This window comes from Azospirillum lipoferum (assembly GCF_024170005.1).
GTDB classification, from domain to species: domain Bacteria; phylum Pseudomonadota; class Alphaproteobacteria; order Azospirillales; family Azospirillaceae; genus Azospirillum; species Azospirillum lipoferum.
This window is the reverse complement of record NZ_JALJXJ010000009.1, coordinates 212,827-233,480: the sequence shown is the minus strand read 5'-3', so window position 1 is coordinate 233,480 and position 20,654 is coordinate 212,827. Positions and strand designations below refer to the sequence as shown.

20 protein-coding genes are annotated in these 20,654 nt (G+C 68.4%); 1 reads left to right on the top strand and 19 read right to left on the bottom strand.

Annotated elements, in window-relative coordinates:
- Positions 1-42: 42 nt before the first annotated feature.
- The 15 genes from J2848_RS20970 to J2848_RS20900 form a co-directional block, all read right to left on the bottom strand.
- Positions 43-1,617 carry a methyl-accepting chemotaxis protein gene (locus J2848_RS20970; RefSeq protein ID WP_149233167.1) on the bottom strand — a complete coding sequence of 525 codons (1,575 nt, stop codon included), beginning with the start codon at positions 1,615-1,617 and terminating at the stop codon, positions 43-45.
- Between the two features lie 44 nt (positions 1,618-1,661).
- Complete coding sequence (locus J2848_RS20965) at positions 1,662-2,684, bottom strand: 5-oxoprolinase subunit C family protein (RefSeq protein ID WP_149233166.1); 1,023 nt, start codon at positions 2,682-2,684, stop codon at positions 1,662-1,664.
- Positions 2,681-3,448, bottom strand: a complete 768-nt coding sequence (gene pxpB / locus J2848_RS20960; RefSeq protein ID WP_149233165.1) for a 5-oxoprolinase subunit PxpB — start codon at positions 3,446-3,448, stop codon at positions 2,681-2,683. Before pxpB ends, J2848_RS20965 begins: the two co-directional genes overlap by 4 nt.
- Positions 3,449-3,504: 56 nt before the next feature.
- Complete coding sequence (locus tag J2848_RS20955; protein ID WP_170307141.1) at positions 3,505-4,278, bottom strand: substrate-binding periplasmic protein; 774 nt, start codon at positions 4,276-4,278, stop codon at positions 3,505-3,507.
- An 83-nt stretch (positions 4,279-4,361) separates the two neighbouring features.
- Positions 4,362-5,150, bottom strand: a complete 789-nt coding sequence (locus J2848_RS20950; protein WP_149233163.1) for a putative hydro-lyase — start codon at positions 5,148-5,150, stop codon at positions 4,362-4,364.
- A gap of 220 nt (positions 5,151-5,370) precedes the next feature.
- Entirely contained in the window at positions 5,371-6,138 is a 768-nt protein-coding gene (locus tag J2848_RS20945) for an ABC transporter ATP-binding protein (RefSeq protein ID WP_246194041.1), read from the bottom strand.
- A 4-nt stretch (positions 6,139-6,142) separates the two neighbouring features.
- A complete protein-coding gene (locus tag J2848_RS20940) occupies positions 6,143-6,862 on the bottom strand; it encodes an ABC transporter ATP-binding protein (protein ID WP_246194040.1) in 720 nt (239 codons plus the stop codon).
- Positions 6,859-7,881 (bottom strand): branched-chain amino acid ABC transporter permease, encoded by a 1,023-nt coding sequence (locus J2848_RS20935; RefSeq protein WP_170307140.1) that lies wholly within the window; start codon positions 7,879-7,881, stop codon positions 6,859-6,861. The genes J2848_RS20940 and J2848_RS20935 overlap by 4 nt, the downstream gene beginning before the upstream one ends.
- Complete coding sequence (locus J2848_RS20930; RefSeq protein ID WP_149233161.1) at positions 7,881-8,747, bottom strand: branched-chain amino acid ABC transporter permease; 867 nt, start codon at positions 8,745-8,747, stop codon at positions 7,881-7,883. Before J2848_RS20930 ends, J2848_RS20935 begins: the two co-directional genes overlap by 1 nt.
- Before the next feature lie 225 nt (positions 8,748-8,972).
- Positions 8,973-10,298, bottom strand: a complete 1,326-nt coding sequence (locus J2848_RS20925; RefSeq protein WP_211103240.1) for an ABC transporter substrate-binding protein — start codon at positions 10,296-10,298, stop codon at positions 8,973-8,975.
- 185 nt (positions 10,299-10,483) lie between these two features.
- Positions 10,484-11,404 (bottom strand): LysR family transcriptional regulator, encoded by a 921-nt coding sequence (locus J2848_RS20920; protein ID WP_149233160.1) that lies wholly within the window; start codon positions 11,402-11,404, stop codon positions 10,484-10,486.
- Positions 11,405-11,434: 30 nt separating this feature from the next.
- Positions 11,435-12,004, bottom strand: coding sequence for a hypothetical protein (locus J2848_RS20915; RefSeq protein WP_149233159.1), 570 nt, complete (start codon positions 12,002-12,004; stop codon positions 11,435-11,437).
- Entirely contained in the window at positions 12,001-12,663 is a 663-nt protein-coding gene (locus J2848_RS20910; RefSeq protein ID WP_149233158.1) for a ParA family protein, read from the bottom strand. The genes J2848_RS20915 and J2848_RS20910 overlap by 4 nt, the downstream gene beginning before the upstream one ends.
- A 148-nt stretch (positions 12,664-12,811) precedes the next feature.
- A complete protein-coding gene (locus J2848_RS20905) occupies positions 12,812-13,447 on the bottom strand; it encodes a hypothetical protein (RefSeq protein WP_149233157.1) in 636 nt (211 codons plus the stop codon).
- Complete coding sequence (locus tag J2848_RS20900) at positions 13,444-14,262, bottom strand: helix-turn-helix domain-containing protein (protein WP_149233156.1); 819 nt, start codon at positions 14,260-14,262, stop codon at positions 13,444-13,446. Before J2848_RS20900 ends, J2848_RS20905 begins: the two co-directional genes overlap by 4 nt.
- 661 nt (positions 14,263-14,923) lie before the next feature.
- Here J2848_RS20900 and J2848_RS20895 point away from each other — a divergent pair.
- Positions 14,924-16,156 carry a plasmid replication protein gene (locus J2848_RS20895; RefSeq protein ID WP_149233155.1) on the top strand — a complete coding sequence of 411 codons (1,233 nt, stop codon included), beginning with the start codon at positions 14,924-14,926 and terminating at the stop codon, positions 16,154-16,156.
- A gap of 4 nt (positions 16,157-16,160) precedes the next feature.
- Here the strand turns inward: J2848_RS20895 and J2848_RS20890 are convergent, their stop codons facing one another.
- The 4 genes from J2848_RS20890 to J2848_RS20875 form a co-directional block, all read right to left on the bottom strand.
- Positions 16,161-16,796, bottom strand: a complete 636-nt coding sequence (locus tag J2848_RS20890; protein ID WP_149233154.1) for a phosphatase PAP2 family protein — start codon at positions 16,794-16,796, stop codon at positions 16,161-16,163.
- Positions 16,797-16,883: 87 nt separating this feature from the next.
- Positions 16,884-17,699, bottom strand: coding sequence for an N-formylglutamate deformylase (gene hutG / locus J2848_RS20885; RefSeq protein ID WP_149233153.1), 816 nt, complete (start codon positions 17,697-17,699; stop codon positions 16,884-16,886).
- The gene (gene hutH, locus J2848_RS20880) at positions 17,696-19,234 is read right to left on the bottom strand and encodes a histidine ammonia-lyase (protein ID WP_149233152.1); all 1,539 of its coding nucleotides are present in this window, start codon (positions 19,232-19,234) and stop codon (positions 17,696-17,698) included. Before hutH ends, hutG begins: the two co-directional genes overlap by 4 nt.
- The gene (locus J2848_RS20875) at positions 19,231-20,595 is read right to left on the bottom strand and encodes a formimidoylglutamate deiminase (RefSeq protein ID WP_149233151.1); all 1,365 of its coding nucleotides are present in this window, start codon (positions 20,593-20,595) and stop codon (positions 19,231-19,233) included. Before J2848_RS20875 ends, hutH begins: the two co-directional genes overlap by 4 nt.
- Between the last annotated feature and the right edge of the window lie 59 nt (positions 20,596-20,654).

Here is a 20,654-nt window from a genome sequence, read left to right as displayed (position 1 = left end):
GGCATTTCTCTCAGGTCATTCACGGAAAAAGGCAGGGCGCTCTCACGCCGCTTCCGACTGTCGCAGGGAACGGATGAAGCCGGCAACCTCGCTGCGCATCGCCCCCATCTGCTCGCTCAGCGTGCCGGCGGCGCTGTCCAGCTGGCTGGAGGCATCGCCGGTCTGCCCGGCCACCTCGGACGTCGCGTTCACGTCACCCAGCAGGGCGCGCACCCCCTGGGCGGCCTCGCTGACGCCGCGGCCGATCTCCGCCGTCGCGGCGTTCTGCTCCTCCACCGCCGCGGCGATCGAGGCACTGATCTGGCTGAGGCTCTCCACCACGCGGGCGATCTCGACGATCTCGTCGGCGGCGGAGCCGGTGGAGCCCTGGATGGCGCGGATCTGCGTCTCGATGTCCTCGGTCGCCCTGGCGGTCTGGGTCGCCAGCGCCTTCACCTCGCCGGCCACCACGGCGAAGCCCTTTCCGGCCTCTCCGGCGCGGGCAGCCTCGATGGTGGCATTCAGCGCCAGCAGATTGGTCTGCTTGGCGATGGCATGGATCAGCGTCACCACCGCCGACACCCGGTCGGAGGCCTGGACCAGTCCCGCCACCTGTTCGGTCGCCTTTGTGGCGCGGCGCGACGCCTCGTCGGCGATCGATTGCGACTGCTGGGCCTGGGCCGAGATCTCGCGGATGGAGGCGACCAGTTCGTCCACCGCGGCGGCCATGCCGTCGACCGAGGCGTTCACCGCCGCGGCGTTGCCGGCGGCCTGCCGGCTGACCTGCCCGTTGTGCTCCGCCACCCCGGCAAGGCTGCGTGTCGCCGCCCCCATGCCGTCGGTGGTGCGCAGCACCTCGCCCAAAGCGCTGCCGACGCGGCGTTCGAAATCGTCGGCGACCGCGGCGATGGCGGCATGGCGCTCCGCCTCCGCCTGCCGGCGCAGTTCGATCTGTTCGGCCTCCAGCCGCTGCTTGGCGGCCCCCTGTTCCTTGAAGACCTGCACCGCTTCGGCCATCCGGCCGATCTCGTCCCGGCGGTCGAGCGACGGCACCTCGACCGCGCGCTCGCCGGCCGCCAGCCGGGTCATCACCCCAGTCAGGCGGACGATCGGCCGGGTGGCGCCGCGCACCATCACGAACAGCACGCCGCACAGCGCCACCAACGCCGCCAGCCCACCGCCGGCCAGCAGCCAGGCCCGTTCCGCCGCCTGCCGCTCCGCCCGGCGGGGCGACAGGTGGATCTCCACCGTACCGAGCTTGTCCGTACGAGTGCCGGCCTTGCGCTGGATGTCGGCGCGGCGGACCAGCACCGACGGGTCGCCATCCGACACGTCGCCGCTCTTGGCGAAGACCTGTCCCTTGGGATCGAGCACCCGGCTGCCGAGATAGTCGGGATCGTTGGCGAGCGCCGCCAGCTGCGCCGCGGCGGATTCGGCATCGACATTCCACAGCGGCTCGGCCAGCCCGCCGGCGATGACGCGGACGGTGACCGCCGCCCTGTCCTCCAACGCGGTGCGGGCATCCTCGCGGTTGACGGTGACGACGGCGGCTATGCCGGTCGCGCTGATGATGGTGACCATCAGGGCGATCGGGACGACGACACGCATGGCAAGGGTACGGCCCACACGCTGCAGCATCAGGTCCACTCCATTGTGGGTGTTGGGGCGTCGGATATGAGGGGTCAGTCCCAGCCGGTGACCGCCCCGCCGATCAGGTTGAAGCCGAGCAGCCGGCCGCTGTCGTACAGCGCGAAACCGCCGGCCGATTGCAGCAGCGCCGGCAGGCCGTCCACCAGTTCGCGATGGCGGGCCTGAATGCGGCCGGCCTCCGCCGCATCGACGGCGGTGAAGCGCAGCCGCTCGCCGGGCCGCATCTGCGCCAGCGCCGCGACGTCCGGCCCGACGACGCAGGCGATCTTGGGATAGCCGCCGGTGGTCTGGCGGTCGGCCAGCAGAACGATGGGCCGCCCGGTGCCGGGAACCTGCACGGCCCCCAGCGGAATGCCGTCGGAGGTGATGTTGAAGCCGCGGGCATGTTCGATCGCCGGCCCATCCAGCCGGCAGCCCATGCGGTCGGCCTCATGGCTGACTGTATAGTCCTCCTCCAGGAAGGCTTCGATCCCGGCGGGGGTGAAGTAATCCTGCTGCGGCCCCAGCATGACGCGCAGCCGGTCGCCGCGCGTCGGCAGAAGGGAGGGGTCGAGGCAGCGCTCGCCCCTGTCCGCCGCCTGGTCGAGGGCCAGTGGCAGCCGGTCGCCGGCCTTCAGCGCACCGCCGTCGATCCCACCCATACGGCTGCGTATGTGGGTGGCGACGCTGCCCAGCACCGGCTGAAGGGCGAAACCACCCTCCACCGCCCAATAGCCGCGCATGCCCCCGCGCAAGGCACCGATCCGCAGGGTCTGTCCATCGGTCAGGCGCAGGCTGGTCCAGCCCGGCACCGGCTCGCCATCCACCGCCAGCTCGGCATCGGCGGCAACGGCGATGCGCACCGGCCCGCCTTCGACCGTCACGCTGTCGCCGGCCAGGGTGAACTCCACCGCCCCCTCCCCCGGCCGGTTGCCGACCAGGGCATTGGCGGCGGCATGCAACAGCGGGTCGGCCGCCCCGGCGACCGAGACGCCATAACGCTGATAGCCGACCCGCCCGCGGTCCTGGATAGTGGAGCTGGGACCGGCGGCGACAATACGCAGATGGGTGGTCATGCGGCGGCTCCCTGCATCAGGGCGACGGACGGGGTGATCGTCTCGCAGTCGGGCAGGTAACCACTGATGCCCTCCAGCCGGTCATATTCGGCAGCGCTGATCGCGGTGAAGCGGATGCGGTCGCCGGGCGCCAGCAGGAAGGGCGGCTCTCTCTTGAGATCGAAAGTCCGCGCCGGGGTACGGCCCAGCAGGTGCCAGCCGCTGGGCATGGCGATAGGGGAGATCGCCGCCTGCGCCCCGCCCTGCATGACGCTGCCCGCCGGGGTGACCATGCGCGGGTTCTCGCGCCGGGGCTGGTGGAGCAGCTCCGGCAGGCCGCCGAGATAGGCGAAGCCGGGGGAAAAGCCCAGCATATAGACCCGGTAGTCGGCGGCGCAGTGCAGACGCACCACCTCCTCCGTGCTCAATCCCGACCGGCGGGCCACCTCGTCCAGATCCTCGCCGTGGGCGCCGCCGAAGCAGACCGGGACGATCCAGCGCAGCTGCGGTTCCGCCGTCGATTGCGTCAGCTCCGCCACCAACCCCAGCAGGGCCTGTCCCAGCGGCTCCGCCGCCGTCACCGCCGGATCGAACTGCACCAGGATCGAACGGTATGTCGGTACCGTCTCGACGATGCCGGACAAACGGGCGTCAGCGATGCGGCGGTCGAGGCGGTGGACGGCGGCGTTCAGGTCCGGGGCGATGCCGTCGCCCAACTCGACGATCAGGGCACTGTCCCCGGCCGCCCGCAGAACGGGCGCCGGGAACGGGGTGGTCACGCTCATGGCGGCTTCTCGAAAGCTGGTCGAAGGGGAAAGTTGCCGACGGTCAGCAGGCGTTTTTAGCGGGCGTATTTGTCCAGGATCTGCTGATAGGCGCCGCTGGCCTTCATCGCCGCCACCCCGGCATCGAACTCGTCGCGCAGCTTGCTGGTGTCGCGCGCCTTGGTGAAGGCGATGTAGCTGGGGATGTCCTGCACCGCCGGGGTCAGTTCCCTCACCTTTTCGAGCGCACCGGCCTGCTTGAGGAAATACTGCGCGACGTAGCGGTTGCTGGGCATCACGTCGAAGCGGCCGGAGACCAGCTTCTTGACGTTGCTGTCGCTGTCGTTGGATTTCTCCACCGCCGGCAGCACGCCGGCCTTGATCGCCTCGTCGAGGATCGGACCGTAGCTGATCTGGTTGACCACGCCGAACTTGCGGTCGGCCAGCTTGGACAGGTCGCCGTCGAAACTGACCGGACTGTCCTTCGCCACGAACAGCGACACCACCTGCGGCACCAGCACCTGGGTGGAGTAGGTCAGGAACTGCTCGCGCTCCGGCGTCTTGTAGGCGGTGAAGATGGCATCGGCCCCGCCCTCGCGCACGGTGTCGAGCGCCCGCGCCCAGGGCATGATCTCCACCGTCACGCTGTGTCCGGCAGCCTTCATCGCCTCGGTCACGATGTCATAGGCGATGCCGGCGGGCTTGCCGCCGTCGTCATAGATCAGCGGCGGAAAGCTGAGCGCCACCATGCGCAGCTGGTCGGCGGAAGCCGGCGCCGCAACGGCCGTCAGCAGGAGAACGCTGCCCAGAACACTGGACGGGAGCAGGCGGAGAGAAAACGGGGTTGGCATCGGGCAAGCCTCCACCGTCTCCGCGCAAGGCGGAATGCCCGCGCGGCGGCCGGTCATGCAGGGGATGGGCAGGGATGGAGCGGTCAGAGCACCGACAGGTGCGTGTTCAGCAGGTCGGTGATCAGCATGGCGCCGGGGCTGTGGGTGATGGCGACCGGCGGGCGGGCATTGCGGATCGCGACCTGTGGCGTCACCCCGCAGGCCCAGAAGACCGGCACTTCACCCGGTTCGATCGGGATCGCCTCGCCATGTTCGGGGTGGGCGATGTCACGGATGCCGATGGCGGCCGGATCGCCGAAATGCACCGGGGCGCCGTGGACCGACGGGAAGCGCGAGGTGATCTGGATGGCGCGGATGGCGTCCTTCGGCACCATTGGCCGCATCGACACCACCATGCTGCCGCTGAAACGGCCGGCGGGGGTGCAGGGGATGCTGGTCTCGTACATCGGCACATTGCGGTTCATCGCGATGTGGCGCACCGGCAACCCGTCGGCCAGCAGGGCTTCCTCGAAGGAGAAGGAGCAGCCGATCAGGAAGGCGACGAAATCGTCCTGCCACAGGTCGGTGATGTCGGTCGGCTCGGCCGAGAGCAAGCCGTCGCGGTAGACGCGGTAGCGCGGCACGTCGGTGCGGATGTCGATGTCGTGGCCCAGCGTCGGCAGGCGCGGGTCGCCGACCTCCGACACCGCCAGCAGCGGACAGGGCCGCGGGTTCGCCTGGCAGAAGCGCAGGAAGTCACCGGCCCAGTCCGCCGGCAGGATGGCGAGGTTGGCCTGGACATGGCCGGGGGCGAGGCCGGCGGTCTGGCCGCTGTTGGCGCCGCTGCGGATGCGCAGGCGTTCGGCGGCGGCGGTGAGAAAGGGTCTGGTCATGGGGGTGGTCCGGGGTTTTGGTTGTTCCCTCTCCCCGCTCTCGCGCAAACGAAGTTTGCGCTGACACGACAGGCGGACCATAGGTCCGCTGAAAGCGGGGAGAGGGTCAGGGTGAGGGGGATGCATTGCGAGGATCTCTTCGGCTTCGCCGAACCCCCTCATCCCAACCTTCTCCCCAGGGGAGAGAAGGAGCGGAGGTCCGACAATGGATCGGGCGCTCTCACATGCCCAGATACGCCTGCCGCACCTCGTCGTTGCCCAACAGGTCCTGGCCGCTGCCTTCCATCACGACGCGGCCGGTCTGGATGACATAGCCGCGGTCGGCGATCTCCAGCGCGCGGTGGACGTTCTGTTCGACCAGCAGCACGGTGATGCCGCGCTGGCGGATCAGCTGGATCGTCTCGAAGATGCGGGTGACCAGCTTGGGCGCCACACCCCAGGAGGGCTCGTCCAGCATCAGCAGGTCGGGCTGGCTCATCAGGCCGCGGCACATCGCCAGCATCTGTTGTTCGCCACCCGACAGGGTGCCGGCCTGCTGGCGGCGACGTTCTCCGAGCACGGTGAAGGTGTCGTAGGCGAACTGGAGCGTTTGCTCGCGTTTCGCCGCATCGCTGGTGGTGAAGCCGCCGAGCATCAGGTTCTGTTCCACCGTCAGGCGCGGGAACAGGCGGCGGCCTTCCGGCACCAGCACCAGCCCGCGCTTCACCCGCTCATGGGCGGGGACGGACGAGATGTCCTGGCCCTTCAGCAGGACCGATCCGCCGTCGAGCGCATTCAGCCCGGCGACGGCGCGCAGCGTGGTGGATTTGCCGTTGCCGTTGCCGCCGACCAGCGCGACGATCTCCCCCCGGTTCAGCGTCAGGCTGATGTCGCGGATGGCCGGGACGCGGCGGTAGCTGGACTGGATGTTGCGGACTTGCAGCATCGCCTCGCCGGCGGGAGCGGGGGCGACGGGGCGGACCGGTTCGGACAGCGTCGATTGCAGCATCGTCTCACTCCCCCAGATAGGCGGCGATCACCGCCGGGTTCTCGGCGATCTCGGCCGGTGTGCCGTCGGCGATCTTGGCACCATAATCCAGCACGAGCATCCGGTGGGCGATGGGCATGATGCCCTCCATCACATGTTCGACGATGATGCTGGCGATGCCGCGCTGATGGATGCGGTGGACCAGGGCCGATGCCTCGCGCACCTCGGTCGGGTTGAGGCCGGCCATCACCTCGTCCAGCAGGATCAGCTTCGGTTCGGTGGCGAGCGCACGGGCAACCTCCAGCCGCTTCTGCTCCGACACCGTCAGATCCGACGCCGGGGTGTCCGCCCGGTGCGACAGGCCGACGAAGGCCAGTTCCTCCTCCGCCCGGTCACGGGCTTCGGCCACCCGCTTGTTGCGCAGCATGGCGCCGACCATGACATTCTCCAGCGCCGTCATCGACTGGAAGACGCGGACGATCTGGAAGGTGCGGGCTATGCCCAGCGCCGCCGCGGCCTCCGGCGTCGAACCGGTGATATCGTGGCCTTCGAAGGCGATGCGGCCGGTGGTGGGGGTGTGGAAGCCGGCAAGGCAGTTGAACAGGGTGGTCTTGCCGGCGCCGTTCGGGCCGATCAGGCCGATGATCTCGCCATGGTGGACGACGAAGCTGATGTCGCGGTTGGCGATCAGACCATCGAAGGCCTTGCCCATACCGTCCACGGCAAGCAGGGGGGCGGTGTTCACGGGCGGATCTCCTTGGCGCTGGTCTTGGCTTCGGCCGGCTTGGCGCCCGGCAGGTGGCGGCCCAAGTGGCGATGCAGGTCGCCCAGCAGGCCCAGCACGCCGGACGGGCTGAACACGGCGACCAGGATGATCATGGCGGCGTAGATGATCATGTCGGTGCCGGAGCCGGTGCTGCCGAACAGGGTGCGGCTGTATTCCTCGATGGTGATGAGGATGACGGCACCCAACACCGGCCCGGTCAGCCGGCCCACCCCGCCCAGGATGGCGATCAGCGCGATCTTGATCGAGATCGTCCCGGCGAAGACGGAGCCCGGATCGATGAACATCTCCTTCTGGGCGTAGAAGCTACCGCCCAGCGCCGTCAGGAAGGCCGACACCGAGAGCGCGATCAGCTTGTAGCGGGTCAGGCTGACGCCCAGCGCGCGGGCAGCTTCCGGTTCGTCCTTGATGGCGCGGAAATAATAGCCGATGTGGCTGCGCTCGATCGCCCAGGACACCAGCACCGTCAACACCAGCAGGCCGAGGATGACGTAGTAGTAGGGCAGCTTCGACAGGAAGATCAGCCAGCCCCAGCCGCTGCGGTCCATCGGCAGGTAGAGGCCGACGGCCCCTTCCAGGAAGTCGCTGTTGGTGACCAGGATCTGCATGATCTCCGCCACCGCGATGGTCGCCATGGCGAAATAATGCCCCTTCAGCCGGAAGCAGGGCCAGCCCATGGCGAGCGCGAAGACCGAGGCCAGGAGCCCGCCGGCCAGGGCGCCGATCCAGGGCGTCAGCCCCAGCACCGTCAGCAGCATGGTCGAGGTGTAGGCGCCGATGCCGTAGAACACCGCATGGCCGAGAGAGACCTGACCGGCATAGCCGCCGACGATGTTCCAGGCCACGCCCATCTGGGCGCCCATCAGGATCAGGAAGTTCTGCTGCGACGGTTCGGTGATCGCCAGCGGCAGGACGGCGGCGAGCGCCAGCAGGGCGGCGGTTCCCATCGCCTTGCGGGAGGAGTTGGTTCCGGTCGTCATCAGGCTTTCCCCAGCAGGCCGCGCGGACGCACCAGCAGCACGACCAGCAGCAGCGACAGCACGATGGCGGTCTTGTATTCCGGGCCGACCAGGAAGCCGCCCAGCACCTCGATCAGACCGACGATGATGCCGGCCAGGAAGGCGCCGGTGACGCTGCCGAAGCCGCCCAGCACGACCACCACGAAGGCGATCAGGATGAAGTTCGACCCCACCTCCGGAAAGATCGGGAAGAAGGTGGCAATCAACCCGCCGGCCAGACCGGCACAGGCGGCGCCGATGCCCCAGGCGAGCGCGAACATCTTCTGCCCGTCAATGCCCATCAGGGTGGCCGCCTCACGGTCGATGGCGGTGGCCTCCAGCGCGGTGCCGAGACGGGTGCGGTGCAGGAACATCCACAGGGCACCGGTGACGCCGACGGCCCCCAGCGCCGCGACGAACTGCGGCAGGCCGAACTGGACGGGGCCCAACGCGATGTTGCCGCTGACCAGGCTGTGCGGGATCAGCCGGTGGTCCGGCTTCCAGAAGAACTGGGCCAGACCGCGCAGCAGGATCATCAGGCCGAAGGTCGCGAAGATCTGCGACAGCATCGGCGCCTTCAGGATGCGGCGGATCACCGTCTGGTAGACGATGACGCCGACCGCGAACAGCAGCAGCGCGGTCAGGGGAAGCGCCACGATGGGGTCGATGGCGAAGAGGGCGAAGGCCCAGAAGCTGGCATACATGCCCAGCATCAGGAATTCGCCATGGGCGAAATTGACGATGTCCATCACGCCGAAGATCAGCGTCAGACCGACCGCGACCAGGGCATAGATCAGCCCGATCAGCAGGCCCGAGACGAGCACTTGGATGAGAATGTCTGCGGTCATTGCAGCACCCCTTTTGCGGTCAGGGTGGGCCGGAGGAACTGTGCTGGAAAATCCCCTTTCCCATCCCAGAAAGGGTGGCGCCGGTGGCGCCGGGCGGGAGATGCATCGTGGATCGAAGCGCGGAACCGACTGGACATCTCCGAAGCCCTACCCGTCGCGACGCGACGGGCTCCCCCTTTTCCGGAACGGGAAAGGGTAAGCAGCAGCCCGATGAAAGGAGCGGTATCAGCGGCCGTCCCAGGCCGGCATCGGGTAGACGACCGGCTTGGTCGCCACGTCGAACGGCCACACCGTCACATACTGGCCGCCCTGGACCTGGACGATGATCCCCGTGCCCAGCTCGTTCTGGCCGTTGGCGTCGAACTTGACGCCCTTCCACGGCATGATCAGGCCGCTGGCCGGGATGTCGGTCTTCTGGAGCGCCTCGCGGATCGCGTCGGGCCTGGTCGAGCCGGCGCGGTCCAGCGCATCGGCCAGCACGGCGATGCCGGTAAAGGCGCGGGCCGAGTTGCCGTTGAAATTCACGCCCGAGCGCTTCTGCATCAGGTCGTTGACCTGTTTGATCAGCGGGTTGCGTTCGGCCTGATCGAGCGCCCAGACCTCGCGGCTGATGACGAACTCGCCATCCTTGCCCATGGTCTTCAGGAACTCGCTGTCGTTGAAGCCGGCGTCGTTGGCCAGCAGCATCTTCGGCGAGAAGCCCAGTTCCTTGTAGGTCTTCATCGACAGGATGGCGTCGCCGAGATAGCTGGACTGCATGATGACCGCCGGGGCGGCGGCCTTGATGCGCTGCACCTCGGACGTCATCTGCGTGGTCTTGGCCGGGTAGAGGATCTTCTCGGCGATGGTGAACTTCTGCTCCTCCGCCAGCTTCACCTGAAGCTTGGTCGTCTCGTTGCCCCACAGCGTGTTCTCGTTGAACAGCGCGACGGTGCGCAGCTTGTCGCCGGTCTTCTTCTCCATGTCGCCGAGGAAGGTGAAGAAGTTGCCGACGAACAGGTCGTCATGCGGCGTGGTGCGGAAGAACCACTTGAACTTGCGCTGGGTCAGCGAGGCGGAGGAGGATTCGCCGTTCAGGAACGGCACGCCGTAGCGTTCGGCGACCTGGCTGGCGGTGGCGGTGACGTTGGAGAAATAGGCGCCGGTCAGCGCCACGACCTTCTCGCTGGTGATCAGCCGCTCCGCCTCGGTGGCGCCGACCTGCGGATTGCCCTGGTGGTCGCCGAAGATCAGCTTGATCTTGGCCCCCTTCAGGTTCGGCAGGCCGATGCCGGCGACCAGACCGGGCGGGGCGGGGATTTCCTTGTTGACGATGGCGGCAGCCAGTTCGGCGGCGGCCTTCAGTTCGACGCCGGTGGAGGCGGCGGCACCGGTCAGCGGATAGATCACGCCGATGCGGATTTCATCCTCGGCATGGGCTGGAGCGGCGCCGATGCCGATGCCAGTCAGCGCGGTCGTCGTCAGCAGGGCCGCCGCGGCAAGCATGCGCTTGATCGTCTGGCGGCGGGTAGGCGTGCGGGTGGGTTCGGTGATCGCTGCCGCGAACCGCATCGTGAAATCTCCTCTGTTCAGTGCCTTGGTGGCTTGCAGCGCTTGCCTTTGCGGCTGTTCGGTTGCGCTTCTGACAGGATGATGACACGAACAGTCTTGGGTCCGTCCAATCGTATGTTTTGATCTCGACTGATAAGCAACGGCGATCAATCGCCGGCTGACCGTCCTTGCTTAGTCCGCCGCAGTCACTCCGCCACCCGGGGCGCCTCGTTGCCGGTCGTCGCTTCATACTCAGCGGCCACGGCTGCCGCCAGATCGGCGACCACCGAGGCCATGTGGTTCTCCGCGGTGGCGGAATGGGCGGCGCAGAAGGTCATGCCGGGCAAGGGCGCCTGCGAACGGATCAGCCGAAGCCGGCCTTCCGCCAATTCCCGTTGCACGATCACCGTCGGAATCACGCTGACGCCGACCGCATCCACCGCCATGCGCACGACGCTGGCGAGCGAGCTGTTGCCGAACATCCGCACCGGCAATCCGACGGAGGAGAACATCTCGCGGATCACGCCATAGGGCTGGGTGGTGCGGGAAAAGGTGATGATCGGCCAAGCCGCAAGATCGCTCAGCGAAACCGGTTCTACCGGCAGGGACAGCGCCGGACTCGCCACCCAGCCCAAGGGATAGTTGCCGACCGGGATCGCCCTGAACCGCACGTCGGTGTAGGAGGCCAGCATCACCGCAACATCCAACTCGTGCCGGGCGAGGGCATCGCGCAGGCTGGGGGAGGTTTCGACCTCGATCTCCAGCGACACGGCTGGATAGAGGGCGTTCAGCCGCTCGATCAGCCGGCTCAGCCAGGTGTGGACCACCGTCTCCGCCACCCCCAGCCGGATGACGCCGCGGATGGCGCTGCGGTCGGCCACCGCGGTCAGCAGCTCCGACCGCAGCGCCATCATCTTCTCGGCATAGGTCAGCAGAACCATCGCCTGCGGCGTCGGCGCCACCCGCCGGCCGACGCGCTCGAACAGCACCACGCCCAGTTCGTCCTGAAGCTGGGCGATACGGGCGGAGACGGCGGGCTGGGTGGTGTTCAGCCGCTCCGCCGCCCGGCGGAACCCGCCAAGCCGCATCGTCCAGATGAAGGTCTCCAGCGACTTCAGGTCCAGCATGCCTCACTCGTCTCCGTCGCCGCTGATCCGTCAGTCCCGGCCGTCCAGTGTCGCCAGTTCAACCTCGATCACCGCCAGCCGTTCCCGCAGCCGGTCGCGCTCCGCCTCCAGCGCCTCGCGGCGGCTGACATGGTCGATGGCGCGGTTGCGCAGGTCGCGCTTGAAACGGACGATCTCCGGCCGGGTGACGTCGGGCCGGATCAGGTTGCGCTGATCGGCCAGCCGCAGCTGCTCACTGGTCAGGGTAGCAAGCTGGTAGACGGTGGCGTAGCTGGGCGGCAGCTTCGGGCCCGGCAGGCGTCCGCTGTCCACCGCCTCCGCCACCATGCGCAGCTGGTAGGCGACCTGATAGCCGAAGGGCAGTTCGTTCTCGACCATCGCCTGGAACTCGCCATGCGGCAGCCGCGCCCGCGCCTGAACCAGATAGCGGCCGATCAGCAGGAACTTTTCCTGCGCGCTGCGCCAGAGCGTGGAGATTTCCTGGACGAATTCCTCGCGCCGGACGAGGTCGACCGTCGCCTCCGCCATGCGTTCGATCCGCTCGTCCACCGCGATGTGGCGGCGGGCCTGGGCCTTGGATACCTGCTTGAACCCGCTCATTGCGCCAGCTCCAGTTCGTGTCGGACGAAGGCCCAGACGCCGGCGACATGCTCGGCTCCCTTGCCCCCCTTCAACTCCAGCAGGCCGAGCCCGCGGCTGGCGGTGAACTGGATGTCCTCGTAATCCGGCACCTCGACCGGGCAGATCCGGCCGTCGCCCAGCAGCCTGCGCTGGGCCTCGGTGAAACCGCGTGTGCGCGGCTTGACGCGGTTCATGACGAAGGCCGCGTTCTTGCCATAGCGGCGGACGAAGCGCATCCAGGGCCGGACGGAGTCGAGGTCGTCGTCGCTCTGGCCGGTCGGCACGACGATCAGGTCGGACGACAGGGCCAGCAGCTTGAACTCCTCCGGATGGTCCTCGATCGACGGCGGCGTATCGATGACCAGCAGGTCGAAGCCCTCGATGCCGTCGAGGGCCGCGCGGATATCGACCGGCGTCATGCCCGCCTCGAAATGGGTGATGGAGGCCATGCCGTCCGGCCGCTTGGCGAACCACTTGGTCAGGCTGCGTTGCGGATCGAGGTCCAGCGTCGCCACCGCGCAGCCGTCCAGCGCCGCCGCCACCGCGATGTTGCGGCTGAGCGTCGTCTTGCCGATCCCGCCCTTCGGGCCATTGACCAGCAAGCGCTTCACCGGCCCGTGTCCCGTGTCGTTGCTCATTGCAGTGCCCCTTATCGCCATCGGCTGCCGGCCCCTTTTATCAAAGCCCGGCCGTGGCGCAAATCTAAGACATGTCTTAACTTCGTATGGCCCGGACAGGGTGTCTCCCCAGCCACAGACCACCAAGTTAAGACAGAAACCATCTTAATTATCGCATACGGCGCATTGCCGACGCCAGCACCGGGCGCACCGCGCCTCCCCCTGTCTCTCCGGCCTGTTCCCCCGCCGCCGCGATGGCACGCAGCCGGTCGGCCAAAGCCCGTTCCGCCGCACAGGCCTCCTCGCACAGGGCGCGGATTTCGGCGATGCTCGGCCGCCATTTGCGGGTCCGCCGCCACTGGCGTGCCGCCTGATCGATGGCCCAGGCCGGGAACTCTCCCAGATCGTCCGCCCAATCCATCGCGAGCAATTGCTCCACCTCGGGCGTCGTCGACTTCGCCGGGAAATGGCTGAGCAGCGCCAGCACCCGGCCCAGCAGATGGTTGGCCGGCGCCGGCGCCAGGATGGTGTCGTCGATCTCCGCAAGCGCGCGCCGAGCCAGGGAAGCATGACGTGGTGTCACTCCGTCCGGCGGCGTCCAGTCCTCCATCACGTCGGCGAAGCCGTCTTCGGTAAAGCGGCTGTGGCGTCCGGTCTGCCCGCAGTCGAGCAACCGCTGCAAGGGCTCCGGCAACGCCTCGCGCAGCATCCGGCTGCGCACATTTGGCGCCATGGCCGGATCGAAGGGCAGCGGCAGGCTCGGCGGAGTGGCCTGCGATGCGGGAAACGGGTGCAGGTTGCTCATGCGACTCCCCAGGGATTGGCGGGTGTGTTGGGCTGGCTGCCGTTCAGACGCGCTGCGACGCTGGCCCAGGCAGACAGGCGCTGTTCGGCCGCGGCGGCTGCCGCAATCGCCACCGGACGAGAAGCTGTCCGCGGACCGCGGCTGTCCGGTCCGCGGACCGCTGCCGCGGCCTGTTGCGCCATACGCCCCGCGTCCTGCAGCAGCCAGGACTTCCAGGCCGCGGCCGGATCGCGGTAGCGGTAGTCATGGGCGCGGCATTGCTGAACGAAACGCTCCGCATGTCCATCGACATCGATGCCGGGGAAGCGGTCCGCTGCCCATTGCCGGTCGCTTGGCGGCGGCGTCCAGTCCTGCGGAACCGGTTCTGCCACGATCGTCGCCCCTTTGTCTGCGCGCCGGTGGAGCGTGTCCGGAATCTGTTCTGGTTCAGGCTGTTTGTGACTCGCTGCTGAACAGGGGGAGTCCGCTGCTGAGTCAGCGGGGATGTTCACCCCTGCACCCTCGCCGGCCGCGTTTTCGGCCAGCAGGGCCAGCCGATACCGACAACTCAGCCGCCCGCCATTGGCTGAGCGGCGATGTTCGATGCTGACCAGTCCAAGGGCCTCCAGCCGGCCCAGGATCCGGTTGACGGTCGGCCGGCTGCGTTTCAGCTTGTCCGCCAGCGTCGCCTGCGACGGCCAGCAGACCCCCGCCTCGTCGGCGTAGGTGCTGAGTGCCGCCAACACGGCGAGGCCGTCAGCGTCGAGGTCGGGGTGGTCGAGCCACCAAGCCGGGATCCGGCCCCAGCGGTTGGGATTTGTGCTGTTCTCGGTCATCTGTGGCGATACTCCTCCGCACCGTCGGCGCAAGATTGGCCGCCTTGTCGGCTGTCGCGATTGGCTCACAGGATTCGAAGCGGTCCGCGGCAGAGTCGAATCGCGGGCAGGAACTCCATGGACACCCCATAGAGCGGTAGCCCGCGCATCGTCAGCGATAGCCCGCGACCGTAAAGCCCCTGCCCGCGACCATGGAGCATCGGCCCGCGGTTCTCCGCCGAATCGGAATCCTGGTGCCTTTGGCCGCGGTCATGGAGCCTTTGCCCGCGATTGGGAACCCGTCCATCGCCCGCGATGCTGGAGCAACAGCCCGCGATTGCCCCCTGATTTAGGAGCAATCACGAGCAATCCGGCCGTCCGCGCATCCGTGCCCTGCCGCCATGGAGCGGCAGCCCGCGTTTCCGCCCTCGGTGTCCGATCTGCTCCGGCGCCGATTCTCCGCGATTCTTCAAGGAGTCGCGGTTGGCGACCCCGGCGGGGCAGGCTTGGCGCGCCTATCGCGGGCTATCGCTCCATGACCGCGGGCCATTGCTCCATCATCGCGGGGTGCGGCGTCCTATGCGCGGGCTGATGCTCCATCCCGGATGCGGTAATTTCACTGCGTTCTGTTGCACCGGCGGGTCCGCCGCGCCATGGTTACTCCCGACATCCGGAGACGTTCATGACCAAGATGGCCCCGACCAGCGCCGCGCAACTCATCCTGTTCGAGCTGGAAGACCGTTCGCAATCGCACCTGATCGCGCTCTACGATCTGGCGCCGCGGTTCGTCTTCGTCTCCCGCGACAATGACAAGGAGAAGGCGGCGAAGGACAAGGGCGAACTGGTCACCAAGGACAACTTCATCAAGTCGGTGCGGCGCGAGTTCGCCTTCCGCGGCCGCAACTACCGCCTGACCGTCCAACCCGCCCGTATCGACCGGCTCAGCATGGCGAAGAAGGACGACCGCGCCCCCGGTGCCGGCCCGGATCTGGTCGAAGTCGAGATCTTCCCGTCGGAGCGCGAACAGGTGGTGGAGCAGGTCGTCCGCCGCCTCGCCATGGACCGCTCGCGCCTGTCGCTGACCGGCGAGAACCGCGACAAGGTGCAGATGCGCTTCAGCCTCTACGAAATCCAGCGGGAGCTGCGGGCGGTCAACCACACCCTGTCGATTCAGGACATCCGCGAATCCCTGACCATCCTGGCGCGCTCGCGCATCATCATCTCCACCGGCGGCAGCGCCGAGCCCGGGAAGAAGAGCCGCGGGCAGAACCTGCTGGAATCGACCGCCTTCCCGGTGCTGGCGATCCGCTCGCGTCCCGATCTGGTCGACGAGGATGGTGGGGTCGAAGAGACCTATCTGGAATTCAACCCGCTGGTCTCCGCCGCCATCCGAGACCTGGAGTTCAAGCCGGTGTCCTACGCCTGGCTGATGAAGCTGAAGTCGCCGGTGTCGCGCTGGCTCTACAACCGTCTGTCGATCGAATACGACACTGCCGACGACGACGCGAAGCCGGTATCGATCAGTGCCGACGAGATCATCAAGAACAGCGGCATGAACGAGTGGTCGCGCCGCCGCGACACGCTGCGCGTGGTGACCTCCGCCGTTGACGCGCTGGTGGAGGAGGGGATCCTCGACATCGCCGACAAGGAATACACCAAGGTCGGCAAGCGCATCGACGCCATCGACTATGTGCTGACCCCGTCGCAGAAGTTCCTCGATCAGGTCCGCCGCGGCCGGCGGGTGCAGACCACCAACATCGACCTTCTCAAGCAGATCGTCGGCAACGCCATGCATCCCGACGGCTTCGTGCCGTTGAAGGCGGGAGAGGTGGCGGAGATGCGCAACAAGCGGGCCAAGCGGCTCGCCGACTCCGCCAAGCCGGAGCAGACCGCCCTGCCGCTGCCGAAGAAGTAGCGGCTCAGCGCGGTAGGAGCCGTCGTGCCAACAGAGTAACCGCTGTCCCCAGCAGGGCGCCGGCCAGCACGTCGGAGGCCCAATGCCGGTGCCTTACCACCCGGCCGCTGGCCAGCGCCACCGCCGTTCCATAGATCAGCATGCTCTGCGCCGGCGACCGGCTGACCGTGGCAAGTGCCGTCGCTGCGGCGAAGGCGCTCGCGGCATGACCGGACGGCAGCGAGCGGGCGCTGATCCGCCATCCCGGTTTGCGCCGGGGCTCGCATTCGTCGGGCCGGCGGCGTTTGACATAGCGCTTGATCGAGCGGCTGGCGGTCGCGGTCGCCACCAGCCCGGCCACCCCGACGCTGCCGGCCCGGCGCAGATCCGGCTGGCCGGTCAGCAAGCCGACGATGCCGGCAATGGCGAAGCCGGGGATCAGCACATGGCGCTTTATGGCGTAATGGCCCGCGGTCGCCAGCGCATGGCTGACCGGGCCGGGATCGCAGGTGACGATGTCATGGACCTGGGCATCCAGCGCATCGACGGCGGTCAAGGCCGGTTGCAGCATGGCGGGTGCAGGCTGTCCGCCATAGCCGATGCCGCCGCCCGGATTCTCGATGCCGCTCTGTTCCCCGTTCCGTTCGATGATGTCGCTCAACGCCGGTCCCCTGCATCCTGCGCCGCGTTATCGGCGCCGCAGGGGAACGCGGCGGGTGCGGGGGCGGTTCCGCGCCCCCGCTGAAGGTCAGATCTGCGCCGGCCGCCAGCCGGCGAAGGCGTCAAGCACCGCCGTCAGCACCCGCTGAAGCCGCTCTGCCCGGTCCGGTCGGTAGGCGAAGGGCGGCGCGTCCTCGTCCATGTAGTTGTCCTGCGCCAGTTCCATCTGGATGGCGTGGACGCCCTCCGCCGGCTGGCCATAGGCGCGGGTGATATGGCCGCCGACGAAGCGCCCGTTGGTGACGCAGGTCATACCCTCCGCCGCCGCTGCGGCTTCCATCGCCGCGACGACGCGGGCAGCCAGCTGCGGATCGATGCTGGTGCCTCTTGCGGTGCCCAGGTTCAGGTCATGCAGCCGTCCGTCGAACAGCCGCGGCACATGGCTGCGGATCGAATGGGCGTCATAGAGCAGGGCGAAGCCGTGCCGCGCCTTCGCCCGCTCCAGTTCCGCCGCCAGCGCGTCGTGGTAGGGCCGCCAATAGGCCTCGACCCGCTCCGCTATCTCGGCCGTGTCGGGCTCCTGACCGTCACGGTAGAGCGGCGTGCCGTCGAACAGCACGTCCGGGCACAGGCCGGTGGTCGCCTGTCCGGGATAGAGGCTTTCGCCGGTCGATGGCCGGTTGAGGTCGATGACATAGCGGGAATAGCGGGCGCTGAGCAGCGTCGCCCCCATTCCGTCGGCGAAACCATACAGGCGCGGGATGTGCCAGTCGGTGTCGCGCAGGGTCATCGCCTCGTCCGTCAGCCGCCCGGCCAGACCGGGGGAGAGGTCGGTGCCGCAATGGGGCATGCTGATGACCAGCGGCCCGTCGCCCTGTACCAGATCGAAGATGGTATCGGTCATTGTGCGGTCTCCAGGGATACCGGCATCAGATGGTCGAGCGAACCGTCGCGCACCAGCGCGCCGATGGCGGCCAGATCCGGGGCGAAGTAGCGGTCGACCTCATAGCGCGGCACCTGGGCGCGGATGGTGGCGATGGCCTGTTCCAGCCGCTCGGTGGTCTTCAGCGGGCGATGGAACTCCAGACCCTGAATCGCGGCCAAAAGCTCTATACCGACGATGTCGGCGACGTTGCCGGCGATGTCGCCCAGCCGCCGGGCCGCGAAGGTCGCCATGCTGACATGGTCCTCCTGGTTGGCGGAGGTCGGCAGGCTGTCGACGCTGGCGGGGTGGGCGAGCGTCTTGTTCTCCGACGCCAGCGCCGCCGCGGTGACATGGGCGATCATGAAGCCGGAGTTCAGCCCCGGTTCGGCGACCAGGAAGGGCGGCAGGCCGCTGATGGTGGTGTCGATCAGCATGGCGATGCGGCGTTCGGCCAGGGCACCGATCTCCGACGCGGCGATGGCGAGCTGGTCGGCGGCCATCGCCACCGGCTCCGCATGGAAGTTGCCGCCGGACAGCACCTCGCCGGTATCGACCAGCACCAGCGGGTTGTCGGTGACGCCGTTGGCCTCGATCACCAGCGTGCGCGCCGCCTGCCGCATCTGGTCCAGCACGGCGCCCATCACCTGCGGCTGACAGCGCAGGCTGTAGGGGTCCTGCACCCGGTGGCAGTCGGGGCCCTGGTGGCTGGCATTCAGTTCGCTGCCGGCCAGCACCTCGCGGAAGGCGGCGGCGACGGCGATCTGGCCGGGCTGGCCGCGCAATGCGCTGATGCGGGCGTCGAAGGGGCGGTGGCTGCCCATCACGGCCTCCACCGACAGGGAACCGGCGACCAGCGCCGCCTTGAAGGTGCGCTCGATCTCGAACAGGCCGGCGAGCGCCAGACCGGTCGACACCTGGGTGCCGTTGATGAGGGCGAGACCCTCCTTGGCCTTCAGGTCGAAGACCGGCAGGCCGGCGATGCGCAGCCCCTCTTCCGCCGGCAGCGTCTCGCCCTTCACCCGGACGTGGCCGATGCCGAGCAGCACGCCGCAGAGATGGGCCAGCGGCGCCAGATCGCCGGACGCGCCGACGGAGCCCTTGCCCGGCACCACCGGCAGCACGTCGGCCTCATACAGCTTCAGCAGCGCATCGACCAGCGCCGGACGGACACCCGAGGCGCCGACGGCGAGGCTGACCGCCTTGATCACCAGGATCAGCCGCACGACGCCATCGGCCAGCGGGGCACCGACGCCGGTGGCGTGCGACAGGATCAGGTTGCGCTGGAGCGTCTCCAGATCGCTTGCGGCGATGTGGGTGTGGGCCAGCTTGCCGAAGCCGGTGTTGACGCCATAGACCGCCTCGTCGCCGCCGGCGATCTTGTCGATCAGGGCACGGGAGCGCTCCATCCGCGGATAGGCCGCCGGGTCGAGCGTCAGGGCCGGACGGCCGCGATAGATGCTGCGCAGCGTGTCGAGCGACAGCGCGCCCGGAACCAAAGTGATGCTCTCGCTCATCCCAGAAGTCTCCCAAGTGTCTTTTTGAAGCGGTCGGCGATCTCCGCCTCGCGCGGGTGGCGGCGGTCGCGGACGACGGCGCGTCCGGCGATCACCACGTCCCGCACCAGGGGAGCGTTTCCAGCGAAAATCCAGCCGTCCAGCAGCGCATCGCCTTTGCGGGCCGCCAGCAGCGGGTGGTCGGTGTCGAGCACGACGAGGTCGGCGCGGAGACCGGCGGCGATGCGTCCGGCTTCGAATCCGCTGGCCTGCGCGCCGCCGGCCTGGGCGTCCTCCACCAGCCGGCGGGCGGTGGAGCGGCGGGGGCCGCCGGCCAGCACGGTGCGCCGGCCGCTGGTCAGCCGCGCGCCGTACTCCAGCCAGCGCAGATCCTCCACCGGGCTGACGGAGATGTGGCTGTCGGAGCCGATGCCCCAGCGCCCACCCTGCGCCATGTAGGATTCGGCGGCGAAGAAGCCGTCGCCCAGATTGGCCTCGGTGGTCGGGCACAGGCCGGCAACGGCACCGCTGGTGGCGACGCCCGTCACTTCGGTCTCGGTCATGTGGGTGGCGTGGATCAGGCACCAGCGGCCATCGACCGGCTGGGTCTCCAGCAGATGCTCGACCGGGCGGCGGCCATGGTGGGCGAGGCAGTCCTCGACCTCCCGGCGCTGCTCGGCGATGTGAATGTGGATCGGGCCTTGCGGGTTGGCGGCGACGGTCTCGGTCAGCAACCCGTCCGGGACGGCTCGCAGGGAATGCGGAGCGATGCCCAGCCGCACGTCGTCCGCCTTGCCGTAGGTGCCCCGCAGGGCCTCGGTCAGCCGCGCGAACCCTGCCCCGTCATGGATGAAGCGCCGCTGCCCGGCGGTCGGCGGCGTGCCGCCGAATCCCGACGCATTGTAGAGCACCGGCAGCAGCGTGATCGGCAGCCCGACGGCCCGCGCGGCGGCAACAGCGCGGTGGCTCATCTCCGCCGGGTCGGCGTAGGCGCGGCCGTCGCGGTCATGGTGCAGGTAATGGAATTCGGCGATGGCGGTGAAGCCGGCCTTCAGCGTCTCGACATAGAGCTGGGCGGCGACCGCCTCGAAATCCTCCGGGTCCATGCGGTCGAGCGCGCGGTACATCACCTCGCGCCAGCTCCAGAAGCTGTCCGATCCTTCGCCGGAGGACTCGCCCATCCCGGCGATGGCGCGCTGGTGGGCGTGGGAATGCAGATTGGCGATGCCGGCGACCGCCGCCCCGGCGAAGCGCTCCGCATCGGCCGGGCAGGCGGCACCGGGCGTCGCCGAAACGATGCGGCCCCGGCCATCCACCGTGACCAGCACATCCTCCGCCCAGCCGTCCGGCAGCAGCGCCGAGGCAAAAAACAGGTTGCTCATGAGGGCGCCCTCGCTATTATAGACAACACTATACAAGTATAGGCAACCTGCTGCCAAGA

Coding starts and splice junctions, on each gene's coding strand:
- J2848_RS20910 (WP_149233158.1), bottom strand. CDS start 12,663: ATGAGCAACGACACGGGACACGGGCCGGTGAAGCGCTTGCTGGTCAAT.
- J2848_RS20905 (WP_149233157.1), bottom strand. CDS start 13,447: ATGAGCAACCTGCACCCGTTTCCCGCATCGCAGGCCACTCCGCCGAGC.
- J2848_RS20875 (WP_149233151.1), bottom strand. CDS start 20,595: ATGAGCAACCTGTTTTTTGCCTCGGCGCTGCTGCCGGACGGCTGGGCG.
- J2848_RS20945 (WP_246194041.1), bottom strand. CDS start 6,138: ATGCTGCAATCGACGCTGTCCGAACCGGTCCGCCCCGTCGCCCCCGCT.
- J2848_RS20930 (WP_149233161.1), bottom strand. CDS start 8,747: ATGACCGCAGACATTCTCATCCAAGTGCTCGTCTCGGGCCTGCTGATC.
- hutG (WP_149233153.1), bottom strand. CDS start 17,699: ATGACCGATACCATCTTCGATCTGGTACAGGGCGACGGGCCGCTGGTC.
- J2848_RS20900 (WP_149233156.1), bottom strand. CDS start 14,262: ATGACCGAGAACAGCACAAATCCCAACCGCTGGGGCCGGATCCCGGCT.
- J2848_RS20920 (WP_149233160.1), bottom strand. CDS start 11,404: ATGCTGGACCTGAAGTCGCTGGAGACCTTCATCTGGACGATGCGGCTT.
- J2848_RS20935 (WP_170307140.1), bottom strand. CDS start 7,881: ATGACGACCGGAACCAACTCCTCCCGCAAGGCGATGGGAACCGCCGCC.
- J2848_RS20895 (WP_149233155.1), top strand. CDS start 14,924: ATGACCAAGATGGCCCCGACCAGCGCCGCGCAACTCATCCTGTTCGAG.
- J2848_RS20955 (WP_170307141.1), bottom strand. CDS start 4,278: ATGCCAACCCCGTTTTCTCTCCGCCTGCTCCCGTCCAGTGTTCTGGGC.
- J2848_RS20915 (WP_149233159.1), bottom strand. CDS start 12,004: ATGAGCGGGTTCAAGCAGGTATCCAAGGCCCAGGCCCGCCGCCACATC.
- J2848_RS20970 (WP_149233167.1), bottom strand. CDS start 1,617: ATGCTGCAGCGTGTGGGCCGTACCCTTGCCATGCGTGTCGTCGTCCCG.
- J2848_RS20950 (WP_149233163.1), bottom strand. CDS start 5,150: ATGACCAGACCCTTTCTCACCGCCGCCGCCGAACGCCTGCGCATCCGC.
- J2848_RS20965 (WP_149233166.1), bottom strand. CDS start 2,684: ATGACCACCCATCTGCGTATTGTCGCCGCCGGTCCCAGCTCCACTATC.
- pxpB (WP_149233165.1), bottom strand. CDS start 3,448: ATGAGCGTGACCACCCCGTTCCCGGCGCCCGTTCTGCGGGCGGCCGGG.
- J2848_RS20925 (WP_211103240.1), bottom strand. CDS start 10,298: ATGCGGTTCGCGGCAGCGATCACCGAACCCACCCGCACGCCTACCCGC.
- hutH (WP_149233152.1), bottom strand. CDS start 19,234: ATGAGCGAGAGCATCACTTTGGTTCCGGGCGCGCTGTCGCTCGACACG.